This window comes from Amycolatopsis sp. NBC_01488, from assembly GCF_036227105.1.
Classification (GTDB): domain Bacteria; phylum Actinomycetota; class Actinomycetes; order Mycobacteriales; family Pseudonocardiaceae; genus Amycolatopsis.
Genome location: NZ_CP109434.1, coordinates 6,490,196 through 6,511,040, shown reverse-complemented (window position 1 = coordinate 6,511,040; position 20,845 = coordinate 6,490,196). Strand labels below are relative to the sequence as shown.

Annotated in this window: 18 protein-coding genes; 7 read left to right on the top strand and 11 right to left on the bottom strand. The window is 73.1% G+C overall.

Annotation, left to right across the window (positions count from 1 at the left end; all coding sequences use genetic code 11):
* Positions 1-167: 167 nt before the first annotated feature.
* The 4 genes from OG738_RS30915 to OG738_RS30900 all read right to left on the bottom strand — a co-directional run bounded on the left by OG738_RS30915 (position 168) and on the right by OG738_RS30900 (position 5,262).
* Entirely contained in the window at positions 168-1,718 is a 1,551-nt protein-coding gene (locus OG738_RS30915; protein WP_329046194.1) for a hypothetical protein, read from the bottom strand.
* Positions 1,719-2,098: 380 nt separating this feature from the next.
* Positions 2,099-2,974 carry an LLM class F420-dependent oxidoreductase gene (locus OG738_RS30910; RefSeq protein ID WP_329046191.1) on the bottom strand — a complete coding sequence of 292 codons (876 nt, stop codon included), beginning with the start codon at positions 2,972-2,974 and terminating at the stop codon, positions 2,099-2,101.
* 93 nt (positions 2,975-3,067) lie between these two features.
* A complete protein-coding gene (locus OG738_RS30905; protein ID WP_329046188.1) occupies positions 3,068-4,366 on the bottom strand; it encodes an alpha/beta hydrolase in 1,299 nt (432 codons plus the stop codon).
* A 110-nt stretch (positions 4,367-4,476) separates the two neighbouring features.
* On the bottom strand, positions 4,477-5,262 hold the full coding sequence (locus tag OG738_RS30900; protein WP_329046185.1) for a hypothetical protein: 786 nt from the start codon (positions 5,260-5,262) through the stop codon (positions 4,477-4,479).
* A 187-nt stretch (positions 5,263-5,449) separates the two neighbouring features.
* On the opposite strand from OG738_RS30900, the gene OG738_RS30895 reads away from it, so the two are divergent.
* Positions 5,450-6,175, top strand: a complete 726-nt coding sequence (locus OG738_RS30895) for an alpha/beta fold hydrolase (protein ID WP_329046183.1) — start codon at positions 5,450-5,452, stop codon at positions 6,173-6,175.
* 36 nt (positions 6,176-6,211) lie between these two features.
* On the opposite strand, the gene OG738_RS30890 is transcribed toward OG738_RS30895, so the two are convergent.
* On the bottom strand, positions 6,212-6,985 hold the full coding sequence (locus OG738_RS30890; RefSeq protein ID WP_329046180.1) for a helix-turn-helix transcriptional regulator: 774 nt from the start codon (positions 6,983-6,985) through the stop codon (positions 6,212-6,214).
* Positions 6,986-7,066: 81 nt separating this feature from the next.
* On the opposite strand from OG738_RS30890, the gene OG738_RS30885 reads away from it, so the two are divergent.
* The 3 genes from OG738_RS30885 to OG738_RS30875 all read left to right on the top strand — a co-directional run bounded on the left by OG738_RS30885 (position 7,067) and on the right by OG738_RS30875 (position 9,581).
* On the top strand, positions 7,067-8,140 hold the full coding sequence (locus OG738_RS30885; RefSeq protein ID WP_329046177.1) for a zinc-binding alcohol dehydrogenase family protein: 1,074 nt from the start codon (positions 7,067-7,069) through the stop codon (positions 8,138-8,140).
* A gap of 13 nt (positions 8,141-8,153) precedes the next feature.
* A complete protein-coding gene (locus tag OG738_RS30880; protein WP_329046175.1) occupies positions 8,154-9,131 on the top strand; it encodes a hypothetical protein in 978 nt (325 codons plus the stop codon).
* A 63-nt stretch (positions 9,132-9,194) separates the two neighbouring features.
* Complete coding sequence (locus OG738_RS30875; protein WP_329046172.1) at positions 9,195-9,581, top strand: hypothetical protein; 387 nt, start codon at positions 9,195-9,197, stop codon at positions 9,579-9,581.
* Positions 9,582-9,957: 376 nt separating this feature from the next.
* On the opposite strand, the gene OG738_RS30870 is transcribed toward OG738_RS30875, so the two are convergent.
* On the bottom strand, positions 9,958-10,836 hold the full coding sequence (locus OG738_RS30870; protein ID WP_329046169.1) for a LysR family transcriptional regulator: 879 nt from the start codon (positions 10,834-10,836) through the stop codon (positions 9,958-9,960).
* A 127-nt stretch (positions 10,837-10,963) separates the two neighbouring features.
* On the opposite strand from OG738_RS30870, the gene OG738_RS30865 reads away from it, so the two are divergent.
* Both OG738_RS30865 and OG738_RS30860 read left to right on the top strand, forming a co-directional pair.
* A complete protein-coding gene (locus OG738_RS30865; RefSeq protein WP_329046166.1) occupies positions 10,964-11,842 on the top strand; it encodes a TIGR03620 family F420-dependent LLM class oxidoreductase in 879 nt (292 codons plus the stop codon).
* Positions 11,843-11,965: 123 nt separating this feature from the next.
* On the top strand, positions 11,966-15,106 hold the full coding sequence (locus OG738_RS30860) for a family 43 glycosylhydrolase (RefSeq protein WP_329046164.1): 3,141 nt from the start codon (positions 11,966-11,968) through the stop codon (positions 15,104-15,106).
* Here OG738_RS30860 and OG738_RS30855 read toward each other — a convergent pair.
* Positions 15,097-15,582 carry a pyridoxamine 5'-phosphate oxidase family protein gene (locus OG738_RS30855; protein ID WP_329046161.1) on the bottom strand — a complete coding sequence of 162 codons (486 nt, stop codon included), beginning with the start codon at positions 15,580-15,582 and terminating at the stop codon, positions 15,097-15,099. The two genes, OG738_RS30860 and OG738_RS30855, sit on opposite strands and share 10 nt — an antisense overlap.
* A 126-nt stretch (positions 15,583-15,708) precedes the next feature.
* On the opposite strand from OG738_RS30855, the gene OG738_RS30850 reads away from it, so the two are divergent.
* Complete coding sequence (locus OG738_RS30850) at positions 15,709-16,035, top strand: hypothetical protein (RefSeq protein ID WP_329046159.1); 327 nt, start codon at positions 15,709-15,711, stop codon at positions 16,033-16,035.
* A 95-nt stretch (positions 16,036-16,130) separates the two neighbouring features.
* Here OG738_RS30850 and OG738_RS30845 read toward each other — a convergent pair whose 3' ends face one another.
* The 4 genes from OG738_RS30845 to OG738_RS30830 are packed head-to-tail and all read right to left on the bottom strand — an operon-like array spanning position 16,131 to position 20,785.
* Positions 16,131-17,132, bottom strand: coding sequence for a hypothetical protein (locus OG738_RS30845; protein ID WP_329046157.1), 1,002 nt, complete (start codon positions 17,130-17,132; stop codon positions 16,131-16,133).
* Positions 17,122-19,332 carry a xanthine dehydrogenase family protein molybdopterin-binding subunit gene (locus tag OG738_RS30840; protein ID WP_329046155.1) on the bottom strand — a complete coding sequence of 737 codons (2,211 nt, stop codon included), beginning with the start codon at positions 19,330-19,332 and terminating at the stop codon, positions 17,122-17,124. Before OG738_RS30840 ends, OG738_RS30845 begins: the two co-directional genes overlap by 11 nt.
* Positions 19,329-20,327, bottom strand: a complete 999-nt coding sequence (locus OG738_RS30835; RefSeq protein ID WP_329046153.1) for an FAD binding domain-containing protein — start codon at positions 20,325-20,327, stop codon at positions 19,329-19,331. Before OG738_RS30835 ends, OG738_RS30840 begins: the two co-directional genes overlap by 4 nt.
* Positions 20,327-20,785: a (2Fe-2S)-binding protein gene (locus OG738_RS30830; RefSeq protein WP_329056893.1), complete on the bottom strand. Its 459-nt coding sequence runs from the start codon at positions 20,783-20,785 to the stop codon at positions 20,327-20,329. The genes OG738_RS30835 and OG738_RS30830 overlap by 1 nt, the downstream gene beginning before the upstream one ends.
* Positions 20,786-20,845 lie beyond the last annotated feature (60 nt).

The window sequence follows — 20,845 nt, the reverse complement described above, 5'->3', positions numbered from 1 at the left end:
CGTGCTGTCGTCGGTCAAGGGCGCGCACCAGGTTACTGCGCTCCCTCCGGTCAACGAGCACCGGCGGGCCGGAGTTCCCGCCGGTCACCGGATCGGGTGCTTCTCGGGGCCACGTGCCGCAGCGGAGGGTGCGCACCGGCCCGCCGCCGGTGCACACCCTCCTGGTCTCAGTTGCCCTGTTTCGCGGTTGCGGCTGCGGAGTTGCCCGTCGTGTCGGTCGCGGTGTTGCCCGTCGTGTCGGTCGCGGTGTTGCCGGTGGTGTCGGTCGCGGTGGTGTCGGTCGCGGCCGCGCTGTCGGCTACGCACTTCTCCGCGACGGCGGCCGCGGCCGCCTGCTCGGCCGCGTTGCCCGCTGCCTTGTTCTTGGCCTTGGCCTTGGCTTTCTGCTGGCCGTTGCCGTTCTGGGCGGTGGCCGTGCCCTGCTGGTCGGCGGCCATGCCCTGCTGATCCGCGGCCGCGCCGGAGTCGGCGGTCGCTTGGGAAACGCAGTCGAGGATGGCGGTGCAGTCCTGGTTGGCCGCGTTGTTCTGGGCCGCGTTGTTCTGGGCCGCGTTGTTCTGGGCCGCGTTGTTCTGGGCCGCGTTGTTCTGGGCCGCGTTGTTCTGGGCCGCGTTGTTCTGGGCCGCGTTGTTCTGGGCCGCGTTGTTCTGGGCCGCGTTGTTCTGGGCCGCGTTGTTCTGGGCCGCGTTGTTCTGGGCCGCGTTGTTCTGGGCCGCGTTGTTCTGGGCCGCGTTGTTCTGGGCTGCCATGCCTTGCTGGTCGGCCATGCCGTTGCCGTTGGCCATGCTGTTCTGGTCGGCCATGCCGTTCTGGCTGGCCGCGCTGTTGCCGTTGGCCATGCCGTTGCTGTCGGCGGCGCCGTTCTGGTTCGCCATGCCGTTCTGGTCAGCCATACCGTTGGCCATACCGTTCTGGTTGGCCATGCCGTTGCTGTCAGCGGCACCGTTCCCGCTGGCCATGCCGTTCTGGTTCGCCATGCCGTTGCCGCCTGCCATGCCGTTCTCGGCGGCCGCGCCGTTCTGGGCGGCCATGCCGTTGGCGTCGGCTCCGGCGGCCTGGGCCACGCACTTCTGGACCACGTCGCAGGCCTGGGCGGCCGCGTCGTCCTGGGCGGCCGCGTCCTGCTGGCCCGCCGCGGCGTTCTCGTCGGCCGCCTTGCTCTTCTCGGCCGCCTTGCCCTTCTGCTTCGCCTTGCCGGCCGCGGCCATGCCGTTCTGGTCCGCGGCTCCGGCGCCCTGCCCGGCCATGCCGTTCTGGTCGGCCGCGCCGTCGGCTTCGGCCTTGCCCTGCTTCGCGGCCTTGCCGTTCTTGGCCTTGCCCTTGGCCATGCCGTTGGCGCCGGCCTGGGCGTCCTTCGCGGCGGCCGCGTCCTTCTGGGCCGCGCCGGCGATGGCCGCGCACTGGGTGGCGACCGCGTTCGCCGCCACGGCTCCGCCGCAGCCCGCCGCCGCGCGGCGCTGCTGGATCTGGTCGACCACCGCCTGGCGGTTGGCGATCCGGGCCGCCGACTGGGCGTTGGGGGCCGCCTGCTGGCCCGCGATGAACGTGAGGTTGTTCTGCAGCGCCGTGTCCAGGCCGCCGCAGCTTTCGGTCGCCGCGTTGCTCGCCGGGCTGCTGAGGGCGATCGCCGTCGCTGTCGCCCCCGCGACTCCCAGCAGCGCCGCCAGCCCGATCGTGGCCTGTTTGCGGTGTCGTCCGGTACTGCGTCCGTGGGGCATCAGCCCCTCCTCTCTGGTCGCCACCTCACCCCGGCACACGGCGCCACGCCGTGAACGGTTCACCGATCACCGGAACGAAATCACCGGAACGTCCACTATGGACACCGAAACAAGCCGCGAACAGGTGGCCGAGGCGGTATTCGACGAGAGCGAAAGCCTGCTCGGCCGTGTACTCTCTCCGACGAGGATCCCGGTGACGAGACCGGCGGCCATCGTGGCGAGGGCGTCGGCCTCCAGCACCGCGTCCAGGTCCGGGCCGACGTGCGCGCGGTGACCGTCCCGGTCCGGCTGCTGCTCGCCGGACGCAGCGTGATCCACGCGCTGCCGCTGCAGCGCCCGGACCTGGTCACCGCGCGGATCCTGACCGCCGGCCTGTGCGGTTAGCCGAGGTCGGCCAGCTGCGGCACGGCCGGCGCCATGCCCTCGATCCACGCGGCGGGCGAGCCCGTCGTCGGCGTGACGATCGCCGTGCGGATGCCGAGCTTCGCGTAGTCCGCCATGGCCCGGACGAAGTCGTCGCGGGTTTCGGGTGTCGGGCGGGGGTTGTTGGCCAGGACCGTCTTGCGGATCTCGTCGTAGTCGCGGCCGACGTCGTCGCAGTGGCCGCGCAGCACGTCCAGCTTGTGCGCGACGTCCTCGGGCGAGGACGCGAACAGGTTGCACGCGTCGCCGTACTGCGCGACGAGCCGGAGCGTCTTGCGCTCTCCCCCGCCGCCGATCAGCACCTTCGGCCGGTGGATCGGCTGGGGCGAACAGAGCGTCTCGGCCAGCTGGTAGTGCTTGCCCTCGAACGGGCCGTTGTTCTCCGGGTCCCACATCTGCCCGCAGATGCGCAGCGTCTCCTCGAGCCGCTCGAACCGCTCGGCGATCGGCGGGAACGGCACGCCCATCCCCCGGTGCTCGCGCTCGAACCAGGCGGCCCCCGCGCCGAGCACCGCCCGGCCGCCCGAGAGGACGTCGAGGGTGGTGACGATCTTCGCGAGCAGGCCGGGGTGCCGGTACGTCACGCCGGTGACGAGCAGGCCGAGCTCGATCCGGGACGTGTGCGCGGCGAGGAAGCCGAGGGTGGTGTAGCCCTCCAGCATGTTCGACTCGGCGGGCCGGCCGGTCGGCTCGATCTGGAAGTAGTGGTCCATGAAGGACAGCCAGGTCGCCCCGGCCTCCTCCGCCGCGCTGCCCACCCGGGCGAGCTCGCCGGCGATGGCGGTGGTCCCGCCGTCGATGTCGAAGATGGGAAGGTGGAAACCGAGCTCCATGAAGCGTTCTCCTGACGTGCGGTCGGCGTGGTTCTCACGCTAGGCCCTGGAGCGCGCTCCAGGTCAAGCCGCGCCACGAGGGCCGCGACGCCGTCACGCCCCCGGTCCGCCGGCGGCCGCGGCGAGGAAGTCCGCCACCGCGGCCGGTTCGGCGCCGCCGGTCGTCACCGGGACACCGGCCGCGCGCAGGTGGTCCGCGAACTCGGCGGACTTCCGGCCGCCCGGCCCGATCAGGAACGGCGGTGCGCCCGCGCCCGGATAGGCCAGCGGGCTCGCCTCGCGCAGGGTCGCCGGGGAACGGCCCAGCGCCGTCAGGATCGATGCCCTGGTGAGCGGGTCCAGGCCCGTCAGGTCGAAGTCGGCCGGGGCGTCCAGGGCCACCACCGCGCGGACCGCGCTGTCCGGATCCCTGGCCACGCCGAGCAGGGACGCCAGCGTGCCGCCCGTTCCGGTGCCCACGGCCGTGATCCGCGCCGGGTCGAGGTTCAGCTCCGCCGCGTTGGCCTTGAGGAACCGCACCGCGCACCGCACGTCGGTCAGCGGCGCCGGCCAGCGCGCCGCGGGCGCCAGGCGGTAGTCGATCGAGGCGACGGCGAACCCGCGGGCCGTCAGGGCGTCGCGCAGCGGGACCAGCCGCGACCCGGCCAGGAGCGCGCCCGGGCCGGACGGCTTGCGGTTGCCGAAGACGAGGCCACCGCCGTGGAGGAAGAGCGCCACCGGGGCGGCCCGGCCGTCCGGGCGCGGGCGGGCGATGTCCATGGCCAGCGGGATGCCGTCCGGACGGCAGTATTCGACCGTGCCGGTGTCGAGCAGCGTCGAGGCGGCCGTGCCGGTGATGCCGTCGCCGGCCGCGACCGTCCCCGCGGCGCCGGCCGCGAGTACCAGCAGCAGCACGGGAAACAGCACGATCCACGCCGACACGCGCCGCAGCGTCGACGGCCTCGGGTGCGCCCGCCGCCGAGCCACGACGAGGAAGCCGAAGACGGCGATGACCTGCAACGCGGCCGCGACGTAGTCGGTGAAGCCGACGACGGTGTCCGCGGGCTGCCAGGGGTCGAACCGCGTCAGCAGCCCGAGCGGCCGGCTCGCCACCCACAGCGCGAGGCTCGCGGTCGCGACGAGCGCGCCTGCCCGGGCCGTCTTGCGGGTCGGCCACCCGAGCACCACGAAGAAGGCGACGATCTCGACCGCGGCGAACAGGCCGAACAACATCGCGTAGAACTGCCAGATCCGCCAGAGCGCGGGCAGCGAAGCGGCCGGGATCAGGGCACCGCCGAGGGCGGCGAAAGCGGCCGTGACCAGCACCGGACCACGTCGCAGCGGCGGCGGCGCCGCGTACCGCGCGGTCGCCGACGGGCGGCGTGTGCCGGGGTACCCGTCGACGACCTCCATAGCGCCAGTGTCACCCCGGTGCCGGGTCCGCCGCCACGGATCAGGCGAACCCGGCGAGCGGACGCACCTCGACCGGGGCGTGGATCGCGGCGTGCGCCAGGACGCTCCGGCTACTTGCGCGAGGCCGAGTAGTTCCGGAACAGCAGGTAGGTGTCCAGGATGTCGGACGACGCGCTTGCGACCGAGCGGTAGATCCCCCACTTCGGGCGCACGTAGTCACCCTGGTCGGGGATGTTCACGCTCGACATGCTGCCCTGTGCGGCGACCGGCGCGCCGGAGCCGGTGCCGTTGCGGATGACGCAGGACGCCTTGCCCTTCGAACCCGGCGTGAACGTCCATTCGATGGTGATCCACTTGTTCCGCAGCGGCGCGAGGTCGGTGGCCGCGATGCTGGGCGAACCCGAGTTGGCGTAGGCGCGCGCGTTGAGCATTTCCTTGCTGCCGCTGCGGGTCAGGTCCAGCGTCACCCACGGGCCGGCGTTGGTGGCGGGCGTCTTGGTCTGGAAGATGTGGGTGAACTTGCTGGTGCCGTGCAGGGTGCCGGGGATGTACATCTCGTAGGAGAGCGTCCAGGTCTCGCCGTCGTGCATCTTGAGCGTGGTGCCGCTCTGGACCATGCCCTTGGACTCGGTGCGCTGGCGGTCGCCGCCGCCGGTGGTGTCGCGGTCGTCCTTCCAGATGTTGAAGCGGTAGTGATCGCCTTCGACCACGACGTACTTGCGGTCGGGGTGCTGGTTGCCGCGGTCGGCCTCGATGCCCTCGAAGGCCTTGAGGCCGTCGGTGGCGGGGTCGGGGTGCCACAGCGGCGCCGCCAGGGCGGGCGCGGCCGTGCCCAGGACGATCGGGACGGTGAGGGCGGCGACGGCGAGGGCGGTCCTGCGGGAGAATTCGGGCATCGTCGGTGTGTCCTTCCTGACGACAGTTCGGCAGGGGTGCACATCGGTCGGCGGACGGACCCGGCGAACCGGGCTGGACATCCGATGTCTGGCGCTATGAAGTTAGAAGGGGCCGGGCATTCTGTCAACGGTTCGCGAGTTGCCCGGCTGATTGGTCGACGATTCATCTGATGGATAGGCTGGCCCGATGCCACACTTCCGAAGTCACGACGGCCTGGAGCTCGCCTATCGCGACGTCGGCGCGGGCCGGCCGCTGGTGCTGTTCCACGGCTTCACCGGCTCCGGCCGCGACTGGCTCGGCACGGCCGAGGCGCTCGCCGGCCACGGGCACCGGGTGATCCTGCCGGACCTGCGCGGCCACGGGGCGAGCGCCGCTCCCCACGACCCGGCGGCGTACCCGCCCGACGTCGTCGCCGACGACGGGCTCGCCCTGCTCGCCCACCTCGGCCACGACGACTACGACCTCGGCGGCTATTCCTACGGCGGCCGGGTCGTGCTGCGTCTCCTGGCCCGCGGCGCGCGTCCGGGCCGCGCGGTCGTCGCAGGCCAGGGCCTCGACGCCGTGCAGCGCGCGACGTCCCGCACGGGCGTCTACCACCGCGCGCTGACCGCGCTGATCGACGGCGAGCCCGTCGAGCCGGGCTCGCCGTCGCACTGGATCCGGCAGGCGGGCGGCGATCCGGTCGCATTGCGGCACGTGCTGGGAACACACGTCCCGACTCCCGATCTGGACCGGATCACGACGCCGACCTTGGTGCTGATCGGCACCGAGGACGACGGCCACACGACGGCGGACGCGCTGGCCGCCGCGTTGCCGAACGGCCGCTTCGAGCGGGTGCCGGGCAACCACTTCACGGCGATGTCGAGCCCGGAACTCACGGCCGCGATGGTGAATTTCCTGGCTCAGGCGTAGCGCACCGACCACAGTGGACGCCGTGCTCGACGGCGTCTACCGGCCACCGGCGGGCGCGTAGATCGTCAGCCGCAGGTCGCCGTCGGCCTGGAACGTCGCGTAGTCGTAGTCCGCCGCTTCCGGCCGGTACAGCGTCTTCCGGCCGGGTCCGCTCCGGCCGACGTCGTGGCGGCCCCACCACGTCGCGAACTCCGGGCAGCCCGCGCGCAGCCGGTCGGCCAGCCCGGTGAACGCCGGATCCGGCGCCCACAGGTCGTGCGCGGCGTGGAACTGCGCCACCGTGTGCTCGGCCTGCGCGGCCCAGCCGTCGCCGAACAACCGTCGCGCCCGCTCGTCGAGCAGCAGGAAGACCAGGACGTTCCGGTCCGCCTCCGGCAGTGCCCCGAAGTCGGTGAACAACCCGGCCGCCGCGCGGTTCCAGGCCAGCAGGTCCCAGCGGCGGCCCGTCACGTACGCGGGTTCGCTCAGGCCCTCGACCAGCCGCCGGGTGGCCTCGGGCACCCGCTCGCGGGTGAACGGCGTCCGAGCCGGGTTCCGGGCCAGGGCCCGCAGGTGGGCGCGCTCGCCGTCGTCCAGCCTCAAGGCGCGGGCGAGCGCCTCGACGGTCGCGGACGACGGGCTGACCGTGCGGCCCTGCTCGAGCCGGATGTACCAGTCGACGCCGATGCCGGCCAGCTCCGCGACCTCTTCGCGGCGCAGCCCGGGCGTGCGGCGCCGACGGCGGTCCGGCAGCCCGAGCGCGGCCGGGCTCAGCCGCTCGCGCCGGGACCGCAGGAACTCCCCCAGCCCGGCCCGGGCCGCGTCCGGCATGACGACCTCCGCCTGGGATTCGACAGTCCCAGGATGATACCAGGCCTGGATAGCCGCTCCGCCGCGATCGACGATCAAGGCATGAAGGCTGCTGTCCTCGAAGAATTCGGCAAACCGCTGGCTGTGCGCGACGTTCCCGCACCGGTGCTCGGCACCGGCGAAGTGCTCGTCGACGTCGTCGCGGCACCCGTGCTGCCCTACGCGGCCGAGGTGTTCCGCGGCGAGCGGAACTACCTGCTGACGCTGCCGGTCGTGCCCGGTGCCGGCGCGGTCGGCCGGGTCCGCGCGACCGGCCCGGACGCGACCCGCCTGGCCGCGGGCGACTGGGTGCTGTGCGACCCGGTGATCCGCTCCCGCGACGACGCGCTCACCCCGGACATCACGCTCCAGGGCCTCAGCGCCCGCGGCGAAGGCGGCGTGGTCCTCCAGCGCCACTTCGGCCACGGTTCGTACGCCGAGCAGCTTCTCGTGCCGACCGAGAACGCGATCCCGCTCGGCCGGGTGGACCCCGCCGAAGCCGGGCGGTGGACCGCGCTCAGCCTCTGCCTCGTGCCCTACGGCGGGCTGCTCGCGGCGGATCTGCGGCCGGGCGAGACCGTGCTGGTCAGCGGGGCCACCGGGAACTTCGGGAGCGCCGGGGTCGCCGTCGCGCTGGCCATGGGCGCGGCGTGCGTGGTGGCCCCGGGCCGCGACGAAGCCGCGCTGGCGGACCTGGAACGCCGGTTCGGCGCCCGCGTCCGCACGGTCCGGCTGACCGGCGACGGCGACACGGACCGCCTGCGCCGCGCGGCGCCCGGCCCGATCGACGTCGTCCTCGACCTGCTGCCGCCGTCGGCGGGCACCGCGCCCGTGCGCGCGGCCGCGATGACGGTCCGCGAGCACGGCCGGGTGGTGCTGATGGGCGGCGTCGGCATGCTCGGCGGCGACGACCTCGCCCTGCCGTACCCGTGGCTCATGCGCAACAACATCACCGTGCGCGGCCAGTGGCTCTGCCCGCGGAAGGCGAACGCGAGCCTGATCGCGCTCGCCCGCGCCGGGCTGCTCGACCTGGACCGGTTCAGCGTCACCGAGTTCCGCCTCGACGACGTCGCCGACGCCGTCGCCCACGCGGCGAGCGGCCGGACACGATTCGCCCTCACGGTGATCCGCCCTTGAGTAACTTCGAAGCATGACCCGACTCGACCGCCACGAGAAGATCGCCGCGGCCCTGGCCGGCGCGCCCGGCGACGTGCTCGCCGGAGCGCGCCCGCTCGGCGCCGGGATCGGCGGGTCGACCTGGCTGCTGCGGGTGGCGGGCGAGCCCGTCTTCGTCAAGCGGGTCGCCCTGACGGACGTCGAACTGGCGAACCCCCGCTCCACCGCCGACCTGTACGGGCTGCCGCCGTGGTCGCACTACGGGGTCGGTTCCGCGGGCGGCGGGGCCTGGCGCGAGCTGGAAGCGCACCTCATGACGACCGCGTGGGTCCGCGGCGGCGAGTGCGGGAACTTCCCGCTCCTGCACCACTGGCGGATCCACGACGGGCTCCCCCGGCCCCGCGCCGACATCGAGCGGGACGTCGCGTTCTGGCACGGCGACCCGGGCGTCCGGCGGCGCCTCGAAGCCCTCGCCGCGTCCACCACCGACCTCGTGCTGTTCCTCGAGCACCTGCCGCACAGCCTCGCCGAGTGGGACGACGACGACCTGCCGCTCGAGCGGGACCTGCGGCACATCACGGAGTTCCTGGCCGGGCAAGGTCTCCAGCACTTCGACGCCCACTTCGCCAACATCGTCACCGACGGCGAACGGCTCTACCTCACGGACTTCGGCCTCACGGTGTCCTCGCGGTTCGAGCTGTCGGACGCGGAGGCGGAGTTCCTCGCCCGCCACGCCGACCACGACCGGGCCTACGTCCTGACCCAGCTGGTCAACCGGGTCGTCCGGGGCCTGCGCGCGTGGCCGGATGCCCGCACTCGCAACGACTTCGTCCGCGAACGCGCAGCGGAGCACCCGGCCCCGCTCCTCCGCCGGTACGCCCCGCTCGCCGCGGTCGTCAACGACTTCTACTACGCGTTGCACGCCGAAGACCGCCGGACGCCCTACCCCGCCGGGGAAATCGCTCAGCAGCTGGAGCGCGCCGGCTTGCCCGCGAACCGGCCGGCCAGGTAGGGACCCGAACCTAGAGATGGACCGGATTGCCGGTCTCACTACTCATGAGTAGCGTTCCCGGCCATGCGCGCCGTACGACCGTCCGCGGCCGTGCCCCGGCGCGCCGGCCTGGGGCGGGCGACGATCTGCCGGCACTTCCCGGACCGCACGGCACTGGCGCTCGCCGTCGCGGCCCACCGCCTGGCGGCGTTCAAGAACCGGGTGCGCGGCAACGAGTCCTTCCGCGAGCTGCTGCGGGCGGTGCCGGCGATGCAGGCCCGGCGGCGTCCGCTCGTCCGGCTGTGCCGCGAGCTGCCCGAGCGCAGCCGGCGCCAGTGCACTCACGCGCTGGTTTCGTTGCTGCGCCCCGCTTTCGAGGAGGCGCAACGGGACGGCAGCGTGCGCGCCGATCTGGAACCCCGGATCTGGTGCGGGTGTTCCTCGACGGCCTGGCTTGCTCCGAACGTGTGAATACGCTTCCCCGGGCCGAAGATCCGCAGGTCGGACCCCAGAAATCCGATTGACCGCCGGAACGCCTGGGTACTTCGGCGATACGGCACCGGCACCCGGATCCCAGGTCCTCCTCGCACCGGGGCGCACCCTCCGCCCGTGACCGGGTTCGCCCGCGGCACGGCACCGACACACGCACATTTTCGTCCACCGGAGAGCACCATGACCAACGACTCAGGAGCATGGCACGCCAAACTGCAGCGCGAACAGGAAGCGATCCAGCGCAAGCGGGCGCAACAGGCCTCGCGAACGCCGGCCGGGACGTCCGCCGCGCCCCGCTGATCCGACCGTCCACAAAGGATGCCGCGGTGCCCCGGGCCGGGCGCCGCGGCATTCGTCATTCCGGTGGGGCCGGCAATGCTTCCGCGCACCTGCGGAACGCCGCGACGAGCCGGTTGCGCTCGCCCGCGCGGGTCGCCACCGCCACCTGGCTCGGCTCGACGTCCGTCAGCGGCACCGTCGTCAGGTCCGGGCGGAGGCCGGTGACGTTCCCCGGCGCCGCCGGGATGATCGCCACCGCCTGGCCGCTCGCCACGAGCTCGATCTTGTCCTCGATCGCGTCGATGAGCGGACCGCCGGGTGCCGGGCGGCCGTCCGGGCGCGGGTCGACGCGCCAGAACGCGTCCCACTCCGGGTCGAGCGCGCGCGGCAGCGGCTCGTCGGCGATGTCGCCGAGCGTCACGGATTCCTTGCCCGCCAGCCGGTGATCGACGGGCAGCAGGAGGACGCGGGGCTCGTCGTAGAGGACCGTCACGTGCAGCCCGGCCGCCCGCAGCGGCAGCCGGACGACCGCCACGTCGACGCGGTGCTCCAGCAGCGCCGCGCGGGCGTCGTCCCAGGCGAGGTGCTGCGTGCGCACCTCGGCGTCGGGGTGGCGGCGGCGCAGGTCGCGCACCGCCGGCGTGACGATCAGGTTCCCGGTGTAGCCGACGGTGATCCGGCTGGGCCGCGCGACGGCCCGCGCGTGGGCCGTCGCGTGCGCCGCCGCCCGCAGCAGGTCCACGGCGAGCGGGAGGAACGCCTCGCCGGCCTCGGTGAGCCGGGTGCCCTGCGGCGTGCGGTCCAGCAGGCGGGCGCCGACCTGCTGCTCCAGCCGGACGATCTGGCGGCTCAGGGACGACTGCGTGAGGTGCAGTCCGGCGGCCGCGCGGCCGAAGTGCCGGTGCTCCGCGACGGCGGCGAAGCCGCGCACCAGGCGCAGATCGAGGTCGGCCATGCTCCCAGCCTAGCGCGCTGAACTGCGGTGATGCGCAAACCGCGGTGCGCTTCCCGAAACGATCATTGGACTCGGCGCGCCCGGCGGAGCCACGGTGGAAGGACCACACCGTTCGAGAGGGAGTTCCATGGCGACCTTGGGGCCCGTCGGCGTCTACCTGCCGATTTCGTTCACCCGCACGCCCCCGGCCGAGAGCCAGCGCGAGGCCGTCCGACGGCTGGAGCGCGCCGGGTACCGGACCGTCTGGACGAACGAGGTCGTCGGCGGCAAGGACGCGCTCGTCCAGCTGGCCGTGCTGCTGGCCGCGACCGAACGGCTGACGTTCGGCACCGGCATCGCGAACGTCTGGGCCCGCGAACCGCAGACCCTGCACGCCGGGGCGGCCCAGCTCGCCGACGCCTACCCGGACCGGCTGGTGCTCGGCGTGGGCGTCGGCTACCCGCAGCAGGCCGAGGGCACCGGCCGGGACTTCGGCAGCCCGCTGGCCACGATGCGCGACTACGTCGGGCGGATGGACGCGGAGACCTGGCCGCCGGCACCGCAGGCGGAGTACCCGCGGATCCTCGGCGCGAACGGGCCGAAGATGCTCGCCCTGGCGGGGGAGATCGCGGACGGCGCGCTGCCGGCCAACCTGCCGCCGTCCTTCACCGCCGAGGCGCGGTCGACGCTCGGCCCGGACAAGCTGCTGGTCGTCGGCGTGGCCGTGGTTCCCGGCTCCGACGCCGACCGGGCGAAGGCGGCGGCGGTCGAACGGGTGGCGCAGACGCTGAACCGCCCGACGTTCTCGAACGCCTTGCGCCGCCTGGGTTTCGACCTCGACGACGTGGCCGGGATCGCCGACGCGGTCGTGGCCCACGGCGGCCCGGACGCCCTCGCGACCAAGGTCCGCGAGCACCTGGCCGCGGGCGCGGACCACGTCCTGCTCATGCCCCCGACGACGGACGACTTCGGCGCCGACGTCGCGGTGCTGGCGGAGCTGGCCCCGGCGTTCGACGGCCTCGGCTGACGGGCGCCGGCACCCGGCCGGCCCTTGACCACCGGACACGCCGGACTCTAAGGTCAGCGTGCCCCGCTCGATGTTAACGTTAACATCACCTGGTCCCGACGCGCCCCGAAGGAACCGACAACGATGAAGTTGTTCTCCCCGCGCCGTTTCGGCGTCGTGCTGGCCGTCGTGGCCGCACTCGTCCCCCTGGGCACCGCCGGTGCCGGTGCCGCTCCCCCGGCCGGCACCTCGTCGCCCGTACGAGAAGCCGCGAGCACCCTGGCGGTGCCCGGCATCGACGACGTCCGCGGAAACCTCACGCTGCCGACCGCCGGCGCGGGCGGGACCAGCGTCGCCTGGACGTCGTCCGCTCCGGCCGTCATCACCCCGACCGGCGAGGTCACCCGGCCGCCGACCGGCGCCCAGCCCGCGAAGGTCGTGCTGACCGCGAAGGTCAGCCTCGGCCGGGAGAGCACCACGCGGCGGTTCACCGCCACCGTCGTGCCGAAGCCGGCCCAGGAACCCTTGGCGGGCTACAGCTTCTTCTACTTCACCGGCGAAGGCACCTCCGACGGCGAGCAGATCTACTCGGCGCTGAGCAAGGGCAACGATCCGCTGAACTGGACCGAGCTGAACCACGGGCGGCCGGTGCTCAAGTCCAGCCTGGGCGAACTGGGCGTGCGCGACCCGTTCATCCTGCGCTCGCCCGACGGCGACAAGTTCTACCTGCTCGCCACCGACCTGCGGATCTACGCCGGACGCGGCTGGGACGCCGCCCAGCGCACCGGCAGCCGGTCGATCATGGTCTGGGAGTCCACCGATCTCGCGCACTGGTCGCGCCAGCGCAGCGTCCAGGTGTCCCCGCCGACCGCGGGCAACACGTGGGCGCCCGAGGCTTCGTGGGACGCCCAGCGCGGGACGTACGTCGTGTACTGGGCTTCGAAGCTGTACGCGGAGAACGACCCGAACCACACCGGCGACAGCTACAACCGGATGATGTACGCGACCACGCGCGACTTCGTCACCTTCAGCGCGCCGCAGGTCTGGAACGACCCCGGCTACTCGGTGATCGACTCGACGGTCGTCAAGGACCAGGGCACCTACTACCGCTTCACCAAGGACGAACGCAACAACACGTCCTCGACGCCGTGCAGCAAGTTCATCACCGAGGAGAAGTCCACCGACCTGCTCGACCCGCACTACGGCTTCGTCGCCGACTGCATCGGCAAGGCGACGGCGACCAGCCCCGGCCTCTCGGCGGGCGAAGGGCCCACCGGCTTCAAGTCGAACACCGAGAACAAGTGGTACCTGTTCATCGACGAGTTCGGCGGCCGCGGCTACGTCCCGTTCGAGAGCACCGACCTGAACTCCGGCCAGTGGACGATGTCCGCCGGCGCGCACCTGCCCGCGTCACCGCGGCACGGCACCGTCCTGCCGGTCACGCAGGCCGAGATGAACCGGCTGAGCGCTCCTCCGGCGCCGGTGCGGGCCGACGCGAACGGCCTCGTCGCGCACTGGCCGCTGAACGCGAAGTCCGGGCAGGTCGCGGCCGACACCACCGGCCACGGCTACGACGGCGCCCTCGCGGGTGACGTCTCCTGGGCCGACGGCTCGCTGGCGTTCGGCGGCGCGAACGGGCACGTCCAGCTGCCGAACAACCTGCTGACCGGCGCGGACGCGGCGACCGTGTCGGCCGATGTCCTGGTCGACCCGGCCCAGCAGACGCCGTACTTCCTGTGGGGCCTGGGCAACACCGCGAAGGACGGGACCGGCGACGGCTACCTGTTCACCACCGGCGGCACCGCGAGCGGTGGCCTGCGCGGCGCGATCGCGACCGGCAACTGGACGACCGAGCAGCAGGTGGCCGCCACCGGCGGGCTGCCACGCGGGGTCTGGAAGAACCTGACGCTGACCGTCGGCGACGGCGTGGCGGTGCTGTACCTCGACGGCGTCGAGGTGGGCCGCAACGCGAACGCCACGATCAAGCCCTCGGACCTCGGCGGTGGCGTCACGGCGGCGAACTACCTCGGCCGGTCGGTGTACGCGGGCGACAAGTACTTCAAGGGCAAGATGAAGGACGTCCGGCTCTACGACCGGGCGCTGTCCGGCCTCGAGGTGGCGTCGCTGCCGTCGAACAGCACCACGATCCGATCGGTGGAACTGGCCTCGCTCAAGACGCCCGCCGTCATCGATTCGGGTGCTTCGACCGTCGTGCTGCCGGTCAAGCCCGGCACGGACCTGCACCGGCTGTCGCCGAAGTTCGGCCTCGCGCCCGGCGCGACGATCAAGCCGGACACCCGCACGGTGGACCTGAGCCGGCCCCGGCAGTTCACGGTGACCGGCGCGGGCGGTGACCGTCGCGTGTGGACGGTCGAGGCGCACGAGACGCGCAGCCCGGTGCTACCGGGCTACCACGCCGACCCGAACATCGTCGCGTTCGGCGACACGTACTACCTGTACCCGACGACCGACGGATTCGACGGCTGGAGCGGCACCAAGTTCTCCGCGTGGTCCTCGAAGGACCTGGTGAACTGGACGGACGACGGCGTCATCCTGGACCTCGGACCGGACGTGAGCTGGGCGGACAAGAACGCCTGGGCGCCGACGATCGCGCAGCGCAACGGGAAGTACTACTTCTACTTCTGTGCCGAGGCCAAGATCGGCGTGGCGGTGAGCGACTCGCCGACCGGCCCGTTCGTCGACTCGGGCAAGCCGTTGATCGCGGCGAACCCCGACGGCGGCCAGGCGATCGACCCCGCGGTGTTCGTCGACTCCTCCGGGCAGCCGTACCTGTACTGGGGCAACGGCAACGCCTACGTCGTCCCGCTGAACGACGACATGGTGTCCTACGACCCGGCGAAGATCACCCGCCTGACCGGGCTCGACGACTTCCGCGAGGGCCTGTTCATGGTGGAGCGGAAGGGCACGTACTACCTGAGCTGGTCGATCGACGACACCCGCAGCGAGGACTACCGCGTCGGCTACGCGACGGCGCCGTCCCCGGCCGGGCCGTTCACCAACCACGGCGTGATCCTGAGCAAGGACGCGCACCTCGGCATCCTCGGCACCGGCCACAGCTCGATGCTGCAGGTCCCGGGCACCGACGACTGGTACCTGGCCTACCACCGCTTCGGCATCCCGGGCGGCGACGGCACCCACCGCGAGACGACGATCGACAAGCTGACCTTCCGCCGTGACGGCACGATCGTCCCGGTGACGCCGACGCTGGAGAGCGTGCGGCCGGAGCGCGTCCCGCAGTGCCGGGGGAAGGTCCGCTACAACTGAACCCGGTGGTCCCGGGCAACGCCGTGCACCGGACACGGCTGCCCGGGATCGCGCGGGCACAGCACCCACATCTCCGCCGCGACCGCCGAGTAGAGCCGGTACGGCGACGCTCCGGACACGTCCTCGAGAGTCAGCGGCGTAGCACCGTCGCCGGTGCCACGGGGATAGCTCTCCAGCGCGCGGTCGAGCGCTTCGCCCGCCAGCTCCCACGCCTCGCCAACCGCATACACGGCTCGCCCGTGATACGGCGCGACCGTCGAGTCGAAGACGACCAGGCTCACCCGCGGGCGCCGGGCGAGGTTGCGCGAGTGGCGGGCGTCGGCCTCCGAAACCCAGACGAACGTGTCGTCGCCGGCCGGGGCGAAGTAGACCGGGCACGTCCACGGGCCGCCGTCGTCGTCGGTGGTGCCCAGGGTCAGGTACGCGTTCGCCGAGATCAGGGCGCGGGCATGGGCCGCGAGGGCGTCTTCTGTCATCAGGCTCACAATCCTGCCACCCGAACGTCGAGATGGAGATCACGACCGCGCGCGTTTACCCATGGTGAAGCGGGGTAACCGACCGCCGTTCAGGATCTTCAGCTTCTTCCGTGCAGGAGTCGTTTGATGACCAGCGTTCTCGAGAACGCCCACCCCGTGCCCGTCCCGCGCCGCCGGCCGGTCGCCCCGGACGCGCTCGCCGAACTCACCCGGCTGGCCGCGCTGGCGGAGCTCGCCCGGACCTCGTCGCCGTCGCTGATGCACCACGCGATCCTCGCCGGCACCGGCCCCGCGACGGTGGCTGCCGCGGCGAACATCGATGTCGCCCAGGCGCACGTCCGGTGGCACGCGTGGGCGGAGACCGCGGTCGGTCTCGACGAGTACCTCCGCGTGCACGCCGCCTTCGCCGAATCTCTCATCGCCCGCCACGAAGCCTTCGAGGACCAGCTGTGACGACCCAAGAGACGACGCTGGCGGAGCTGGAAGCACTCGGCGACGCGGCAACCGAGCTGCTCCGGCAGATCACCGAGGAGCTGGCGACCGCGGCGTCACGACGCTGACGCGGGCCAGCGGCGCCAGACCGCCACGTGCAGGATCACCGCGAGGCTCAGCGCGTTGAGCGTCACGTGGGCCGTCCAGGCGGCGACCAGCCGGTCCGGTACCCCGACGCCGTGCGCGATCCGCGGCAACACCCACGACAGCCCGGCCGTCAGCAACGCCACCAGCACCAGCACCAGGCCGCGGCCGGGTAGCGGCGTGAGCCGGATCGCCGGCCACGCCTCGAACAGCATCGCGACCACGAGCACCGACGCGATGGCCGCGCCCGCGACCGGCACGAGCCGGTCCGGCGGCACCACCGCGTACGTGCCCCAGGCGCAGGCGAAGACCGTGGCGTGGGCCGTCACCAGCCGGACCGCGCGCCGCCGGACCCGCGCGAACGGCCAGCCGCGCAATGCTACGTACCAGACCATCTGCCACGCGCCGAGCCCGGCGAACCACGCGCCGTAGTCCTCGGCCGGCACCGCCCCGGTGCGCACCAGGCCGAGGTACACCGCCAGCCCGGCGGCCCAGCACACCGCCAACGCCGCGACGCCTGGCCAGCGCGTGCCACGGCCTCGCAGCGGCCAGCCTTCGCCGACCAACGTCAGCTGCAGCATCAGCGTGAAGATGCCCGCCGCGAGCGGCACCGACGGCGTCCCGGTGACGGCCCGGCCGAGCAGCGTCAGCGCCGCTCCCCCGGCCACCACGAGCGCCGTGTCGGACAGGCCGGACCAGCCGCCGCGCAGCAGGGTGCCCGGCCAGTCCGCCCACCAGAACGCGATCATCGCGACGATCGGCAGCGCGAACGTCACCGGCGGCCCGAGCACCTCGAGGGTGTTCGCCGGGCCGCCCGCGCCCGCCGCGAGCAGAACGGTCACCGGCAGGACGACGGCCAGCCCGAGCAGTCCGCGCCGGGGCTGGTTTCGCCGCGCGCCGGCCAGTGCCTCCGAGGTGAGCGCGTCCGGCTTGGCGAGCGCCGGACGATCGCCTTCCCGCTGCCTAGATGACACGGGGGGTGGGCCCGAAGGGCAGGGGGGTGGGAAGAACACTGTCGAGCCGGATCGGCAGGCGGTGGTGCCGCTTGCCCGTCGCGTGGTGGACGGCGTTCGCCACGGCCGCCGCGACGCCGACCATCGCGACCTCGCCGAGCCCCTTCACCCCGACCGGGTTGAACAGCAGGTCCGGCTCGTCCACGAAGTCGACGTCGATGCGGTGGACGTCGGCGTTGACCATGATCGGGTACTCCTCGAGCGTCGCGTTGAGGAAGCCCCCGAACCGGGCGTCGGCCAGGCTCTCCTCGCGCAGCGCCCCGCCGATGCCCCACACCACGCCGCCGCGCACCTGGCTCGCCGCGGTCACCGGGCTGGCCACCCGGCCGCAGTCGACGACGCTGACCACGCGCGGCACGCGGATCCGGCACGTCGTCGGCTCCACCCGGACCTCGACGAAGTGGGCGACCCAGCTGAACGTGCAGAACTCGGGGAACACCGGCCCGGAGATCGCCAGATGACCGGCCTTCGCCTGGTCGAGCGCCTCCGGAGCCTGCCCGGGGCCGAGCGTGCTCGCCTCGACCTCGACCGGGTGCCCGGCGCGCTCGACCGCCGCGGCGACGTCGACCTCGCCGGTGTCGGCCGCGTTCAGGTGCTTGCGCAGCTCCCGCAGTCCGGAGTGGACGGCCGGCAACGCGGACGCCGTCCCCCACGAACCCGCGGTGAGGTGCTGCGCCGCGAACCGGGTGTCGCCGACCCGGACTTCGACGTCGCTCGCCGGGATACCGAGGTCCCCGGACACGAGCAGCGCGACCGCCGAGCGGATGCCCTGGCCCATCTCGTGGCCGTCGACGCCGACCGTCACGCGGCCGTCGGCCCCGGCGGTCAGGTGGGCGACGGCGGGCACGATGCTGCCCGGGTAGGTGCCCGCGGCGACCCCCCAGCCGACGAGCGAGCCGTCGTCGGCGCGCATCGAGCCGGGCTCCGGGTTCCGGTGCGCCCAGCCGAACCGCTCGGCGCCGCGGCGCAGGCACTCGGCGAGGAAGCGGGTGGAGAACGGCCGTCCGGTCACCGGGTCGGTCATCGTGTCGTTGGCCAGCCGCAGCGCGACCGGGTCCTGGCCGGTGGCGTAGGCCAGCTCGTCGACGGCCGACTCGAAGGCGAACGTCGCCGAACTCTCGAACGGCGCCCGCATGTAGCCCGGGGTCTGCACGTCGGTCTGGACGAGGCGGTGCCGGCCGCGGAACGCCGGGAAGCCGTACAGCCGCGACGTGATCTCCGTGTGCATCGCCGGGAACAGGTCGTGCCGGGACGTCTGCTGGTCGACCTCGTGCACGGCGGCGAGGATCTTGCCGGCCGCGTCCGCGCCGAGGCGGACGCGGTGGCGGGTCGCCGGGCGGAAGCTGCCGTTGTGGAAGGTCTGGCTGCGGGCGAGCACGAGCTTGACCGGCCGGCCGAGCCGCCGCGCCACCAGGGCGAGCGGGCCGAGGTGCGGCTGCAGCGAGTTCTTCTGGCCGAAGCCGCCGCCGACGTACGGCGAGCGCACCTCGATGTCCGCGGGGTCGAGGCCGAGCTGCTCGGCGAGCCCGTGCCGGAGCGCGGCCGCGTTCTGCGTGCCCTCGTGCACGATGAGCGTGCCGTCCCGCCACTCGACGACGGCGCCGTTGAGCTCCATCGGCACCGCGTGCTGCGCCGCGTACTCGTAGGTGCGGTCGATCCGGACCGGGCTCGCGTCGATCGCCGCGTCCGCGTCGCCGACCTTGATGTCGGCGAGCAAGGGCAGCGGGATCGCCTCCTCCTGGACCAGGGTGGTCGCGCCCTCGGCGTCGAGGTGGACGGCGAAGGGCTCGGTGTCGTACTCGGCGGTGACGAGCTCGGCCGCCTCGGTCGCGGCGACCAGGGTCTCCGCGACGACCAGCGCGATCGGCTGGCCGCGGTAGGCGATGTGGTCGTCCAGCAGCGGCTGCAGGCTCTGGAAGGAGAACCCGCCGCCCATGATGAACCCGGGGCCGCGCAGCTCGCCGGCGTCGAAGCGGGTGACGGCGAGCAGGACGCCCGGCACCGCTTCCGCCGCGGCGGTGTCCACCCGGGACACCCGGCCGCGGCCGATCCTGGCCAGGGCGAGCGTCGCGTAGGCGACGCCCTCGGGAACGCGGTCGGTGCCATATGCGGCCCGGCCGGTGACCTTCTCGTAGGCGTCCACACGGCGCGTGTCGGTCATCGGGTGGCCCTCTCCGCGGCGATGCGCACCGCGTCGGCAACGGTGCGGATGCCCAGCTCGACCCGGAATCCGTTGTGGATGCCGGGACGCGCGCCGGCGAAGGCGATTTCCCCGGCGTGCCGGGCGTTCCCGGCCGTCAGCGGGGCGCCGCGGAGAACGTGTTCGGCCTCCTCGGCCCGCCATGGCCGGGTGGCGACGCCGCCGAGTGCGATCCGGCAGTCCCCGATCACGCCGTCCTCGACGGTCAGTGCGACCGCGGCGGAGGCGAGCGCGAAGGCGTAGGACTCGCGGTCGCGGATCTTGAGGTAGGTGGAGCCGCGGCCGGCGGGCGTCGCCGGGACGCGGATGCGCACGATCAGCTCGTCGGCGTCCAGGGTGTGCTCGCGGGCCGGGTCGGCACCGGGTTCGACGTGCAGGTCCTCGAGGGGAACCGGGCGTTCGCCGCGTGGGCCGGCGACGTCGACGACCGCGTCGAAGGCGAGCAGCGCGACGGCCCAGTCACCGGGGTAGGTCGCGATGCACGCGTCACTCGCGCCGAGCAGCGCGTGGGTCCGGTCGTGGCCTTCGAGCGCCGCGCAGCCGCTGCCGGGTTCGCGCTTGTTGCAGGGGAACTCCGGGCCGCCGCGGAAGTAGCCACACCTCGTGCGCTGCAACAGGTTCCCGCCGACGGTGGCCATGGTGCGCAGCTGCTGGGACGCCGCGCGCCAGAGCGACTCGGACAGGGCGGGGTACTCGTCGCGGACGACCGGGTGGTCGGCGACGTCGGCCATCCGGGCACCAGCGCCGAAGGACAGCTCGGCCGGTCCGGCCTCGATGACGGTCAGCTCGGGCAGCCGGTGCACGTCGACGACGACGGGCGGGGTCTCGATGCCGAGCTTCATCAGGTCGTAGAGCGTCGTGCCGCCGGCGAGGACCTTCGTGCCGGGCACGGCGTCACGGAGGACGTCGACGGCCTCGCCGAGGCTGCCGGGCGCGACGTAGGCGAAGGGACGCATCAGCTTTCCTTGGTCGCGTCGGCGGCCTGGCGGACGGCGGCGACGATGCCGACGTAGGCGCCGCAGCGGCAGAGGTTGCCGCTGAGGTACTCGCGGATCTGGTCGTCGTCGGCCGTGTGGCCCTCGGCGATGCAGGCGAGTCCGGACATGATCTGGCCGGGGGTGCAGTAGCCGCACTGCAGCGCGTCGTGGTCGACGAAGGCCTGCTGCAGCGGGTGCAGCGCCCCGCCGGGGCCGGCGACGCCTTCGATGGTCGTGACGTCCTGCCCGGCGGCCTGCACGGCAGGCGTCAGGCAGGAGACCACGCGCCGGCCGCCGAGGTGCACGGTGCAGGCACCGCAGTGGCCCTGGTCGCAGCCCTTCTTGGTGCCGGTCAGGCCGAGCCGTTCCCGCAGCACGTCGAGCAGCGACTCGCGGGGATCCAGCTCGAGCCGGACGCTTTCGCCGTTGACGGTGATTTCCGTTGTGGATACTCCGCGACGCTAGCTCGCGCGCCGGGGCGGCCGCCGTCCCGTGAT

Excerpts from the sequence above, each read along its gene's own strand:
- OG738_RS30915 (WP_329046194.1), bottom strand. The coding sequence starts at position 1,718 with ATGCCCCACGGACGCAGTACCGGACGACACCGCAAACAGGCCACGATC.
- OG738_RS30910 (WP_329046191.1), bottom strand. The coding sequence starts at position 2,974 with ATGGAGCTCGGTTTCCACCTTCCCATCTTCGACATCGACGGCGGGACC.
- OG738_RS30905 (WP_329046188.1), bottom strand. The coding sequence starts at position 4,366 with ATGGAGGTCGTCGACGGGTACCCCGGCACACGCCGCCCGTCGGCGACC.
- OG738_RS30900 (WP_329046185.1), bottom strand. The coding sequence starts at position 5,262 with ATGCCCGAATTCTCCCGCAGGACCGCCCTCGCCGTCGCCGCCCTCACC.
- OG738_RS30895 (WP_329046183.1), top strand. The coding sequence starts at position 5,450 with ATGCCACACTTCCGAAGTCACGACGGCCTGGAGCTCGCCTATCGCGAC.
- OG738_RS30890 (WP_329046180.1), bottom strand. The coding sequence starts at position 6,985 with ATGCCGGACGCGGCCCGGGCCGGGCTGGGGGAGTTCCTGCGGTCCCGG.
- OG738_RS30885 (WP_329046177.1), top strand. The coding sequence starts at position 7,067 with ATGAAGGCTGCTGTCCTCGAAGAATTCGGCAAACCGCTGGCTGTGCGC.
- OG738_RS30880 (WP_329046175.1), top strand. The coding sequence starts at position 8,154 with ATGACCCGACTCGACCGCCACGAGAAGATCGCCGCGGCCCTGGCCGGC.
- OG738_RS30875 (WP_329046172.1), top strand. The coding sequence starts at position 9,195 with ATGCGCGCCGTACGACCGTCCGCGGCCGTGCCCCGGCGCGCCGGCCTG.
- OG738_RS30870 (WP_329046169.1), bottom strand. The coding sequence starts at position 10,836 with ATGGCCGACCTCGATCTGCGCCTGGTGCGCGGCTTCGCCGCCGTCGCG.
- OG738_RS30865 (WP_329046166.1), top strand. The coding sequence starts at position 10,964 with ATGGCGACCTTGGGGCCCGTCGGCGTCTACCTGCCGATTTCGTTCACC.
- OG738_RS30860 (WP_329046164.1), top strand. The coding sequence starts at position 11,966 with ATGAAGTTGTTCTCCCCGCGCCGTTTCGGCGTCGTGCTGGCCGTCGTG.
- OG738_RS30855 (WP_329046161.1), bottom strand. The coding sequence starts at position 15,582 with ATGACAGAAGACGCCCTCGCGGCCCATGCCCGCGCCCTGATCTCGGCG.
- OG738_RS30850 (WP_329046159.1), top strand. The coding sequence starts at position 15,709 with ATGACCAGCGTTCTCGAGAACGCCCACCCCGTGCCCGTCCCGCGCCGC.
- OG738_RS30840 (WP_329046155.1), bottom strand. The coding sequence starts at position 19,332 with ATGACCGACACGCGCCGTGTGGACGCCTACGAGAAGGTCACCGGCCGG.
- OG738_RS30835 (WP_329046153.1), bottom strand. The coding sequence starts at position 20,327 with ATGCGTCCCTTCGCCTACGTCGCGCCCGGCAGCCTCGGCGAGGCCGTC.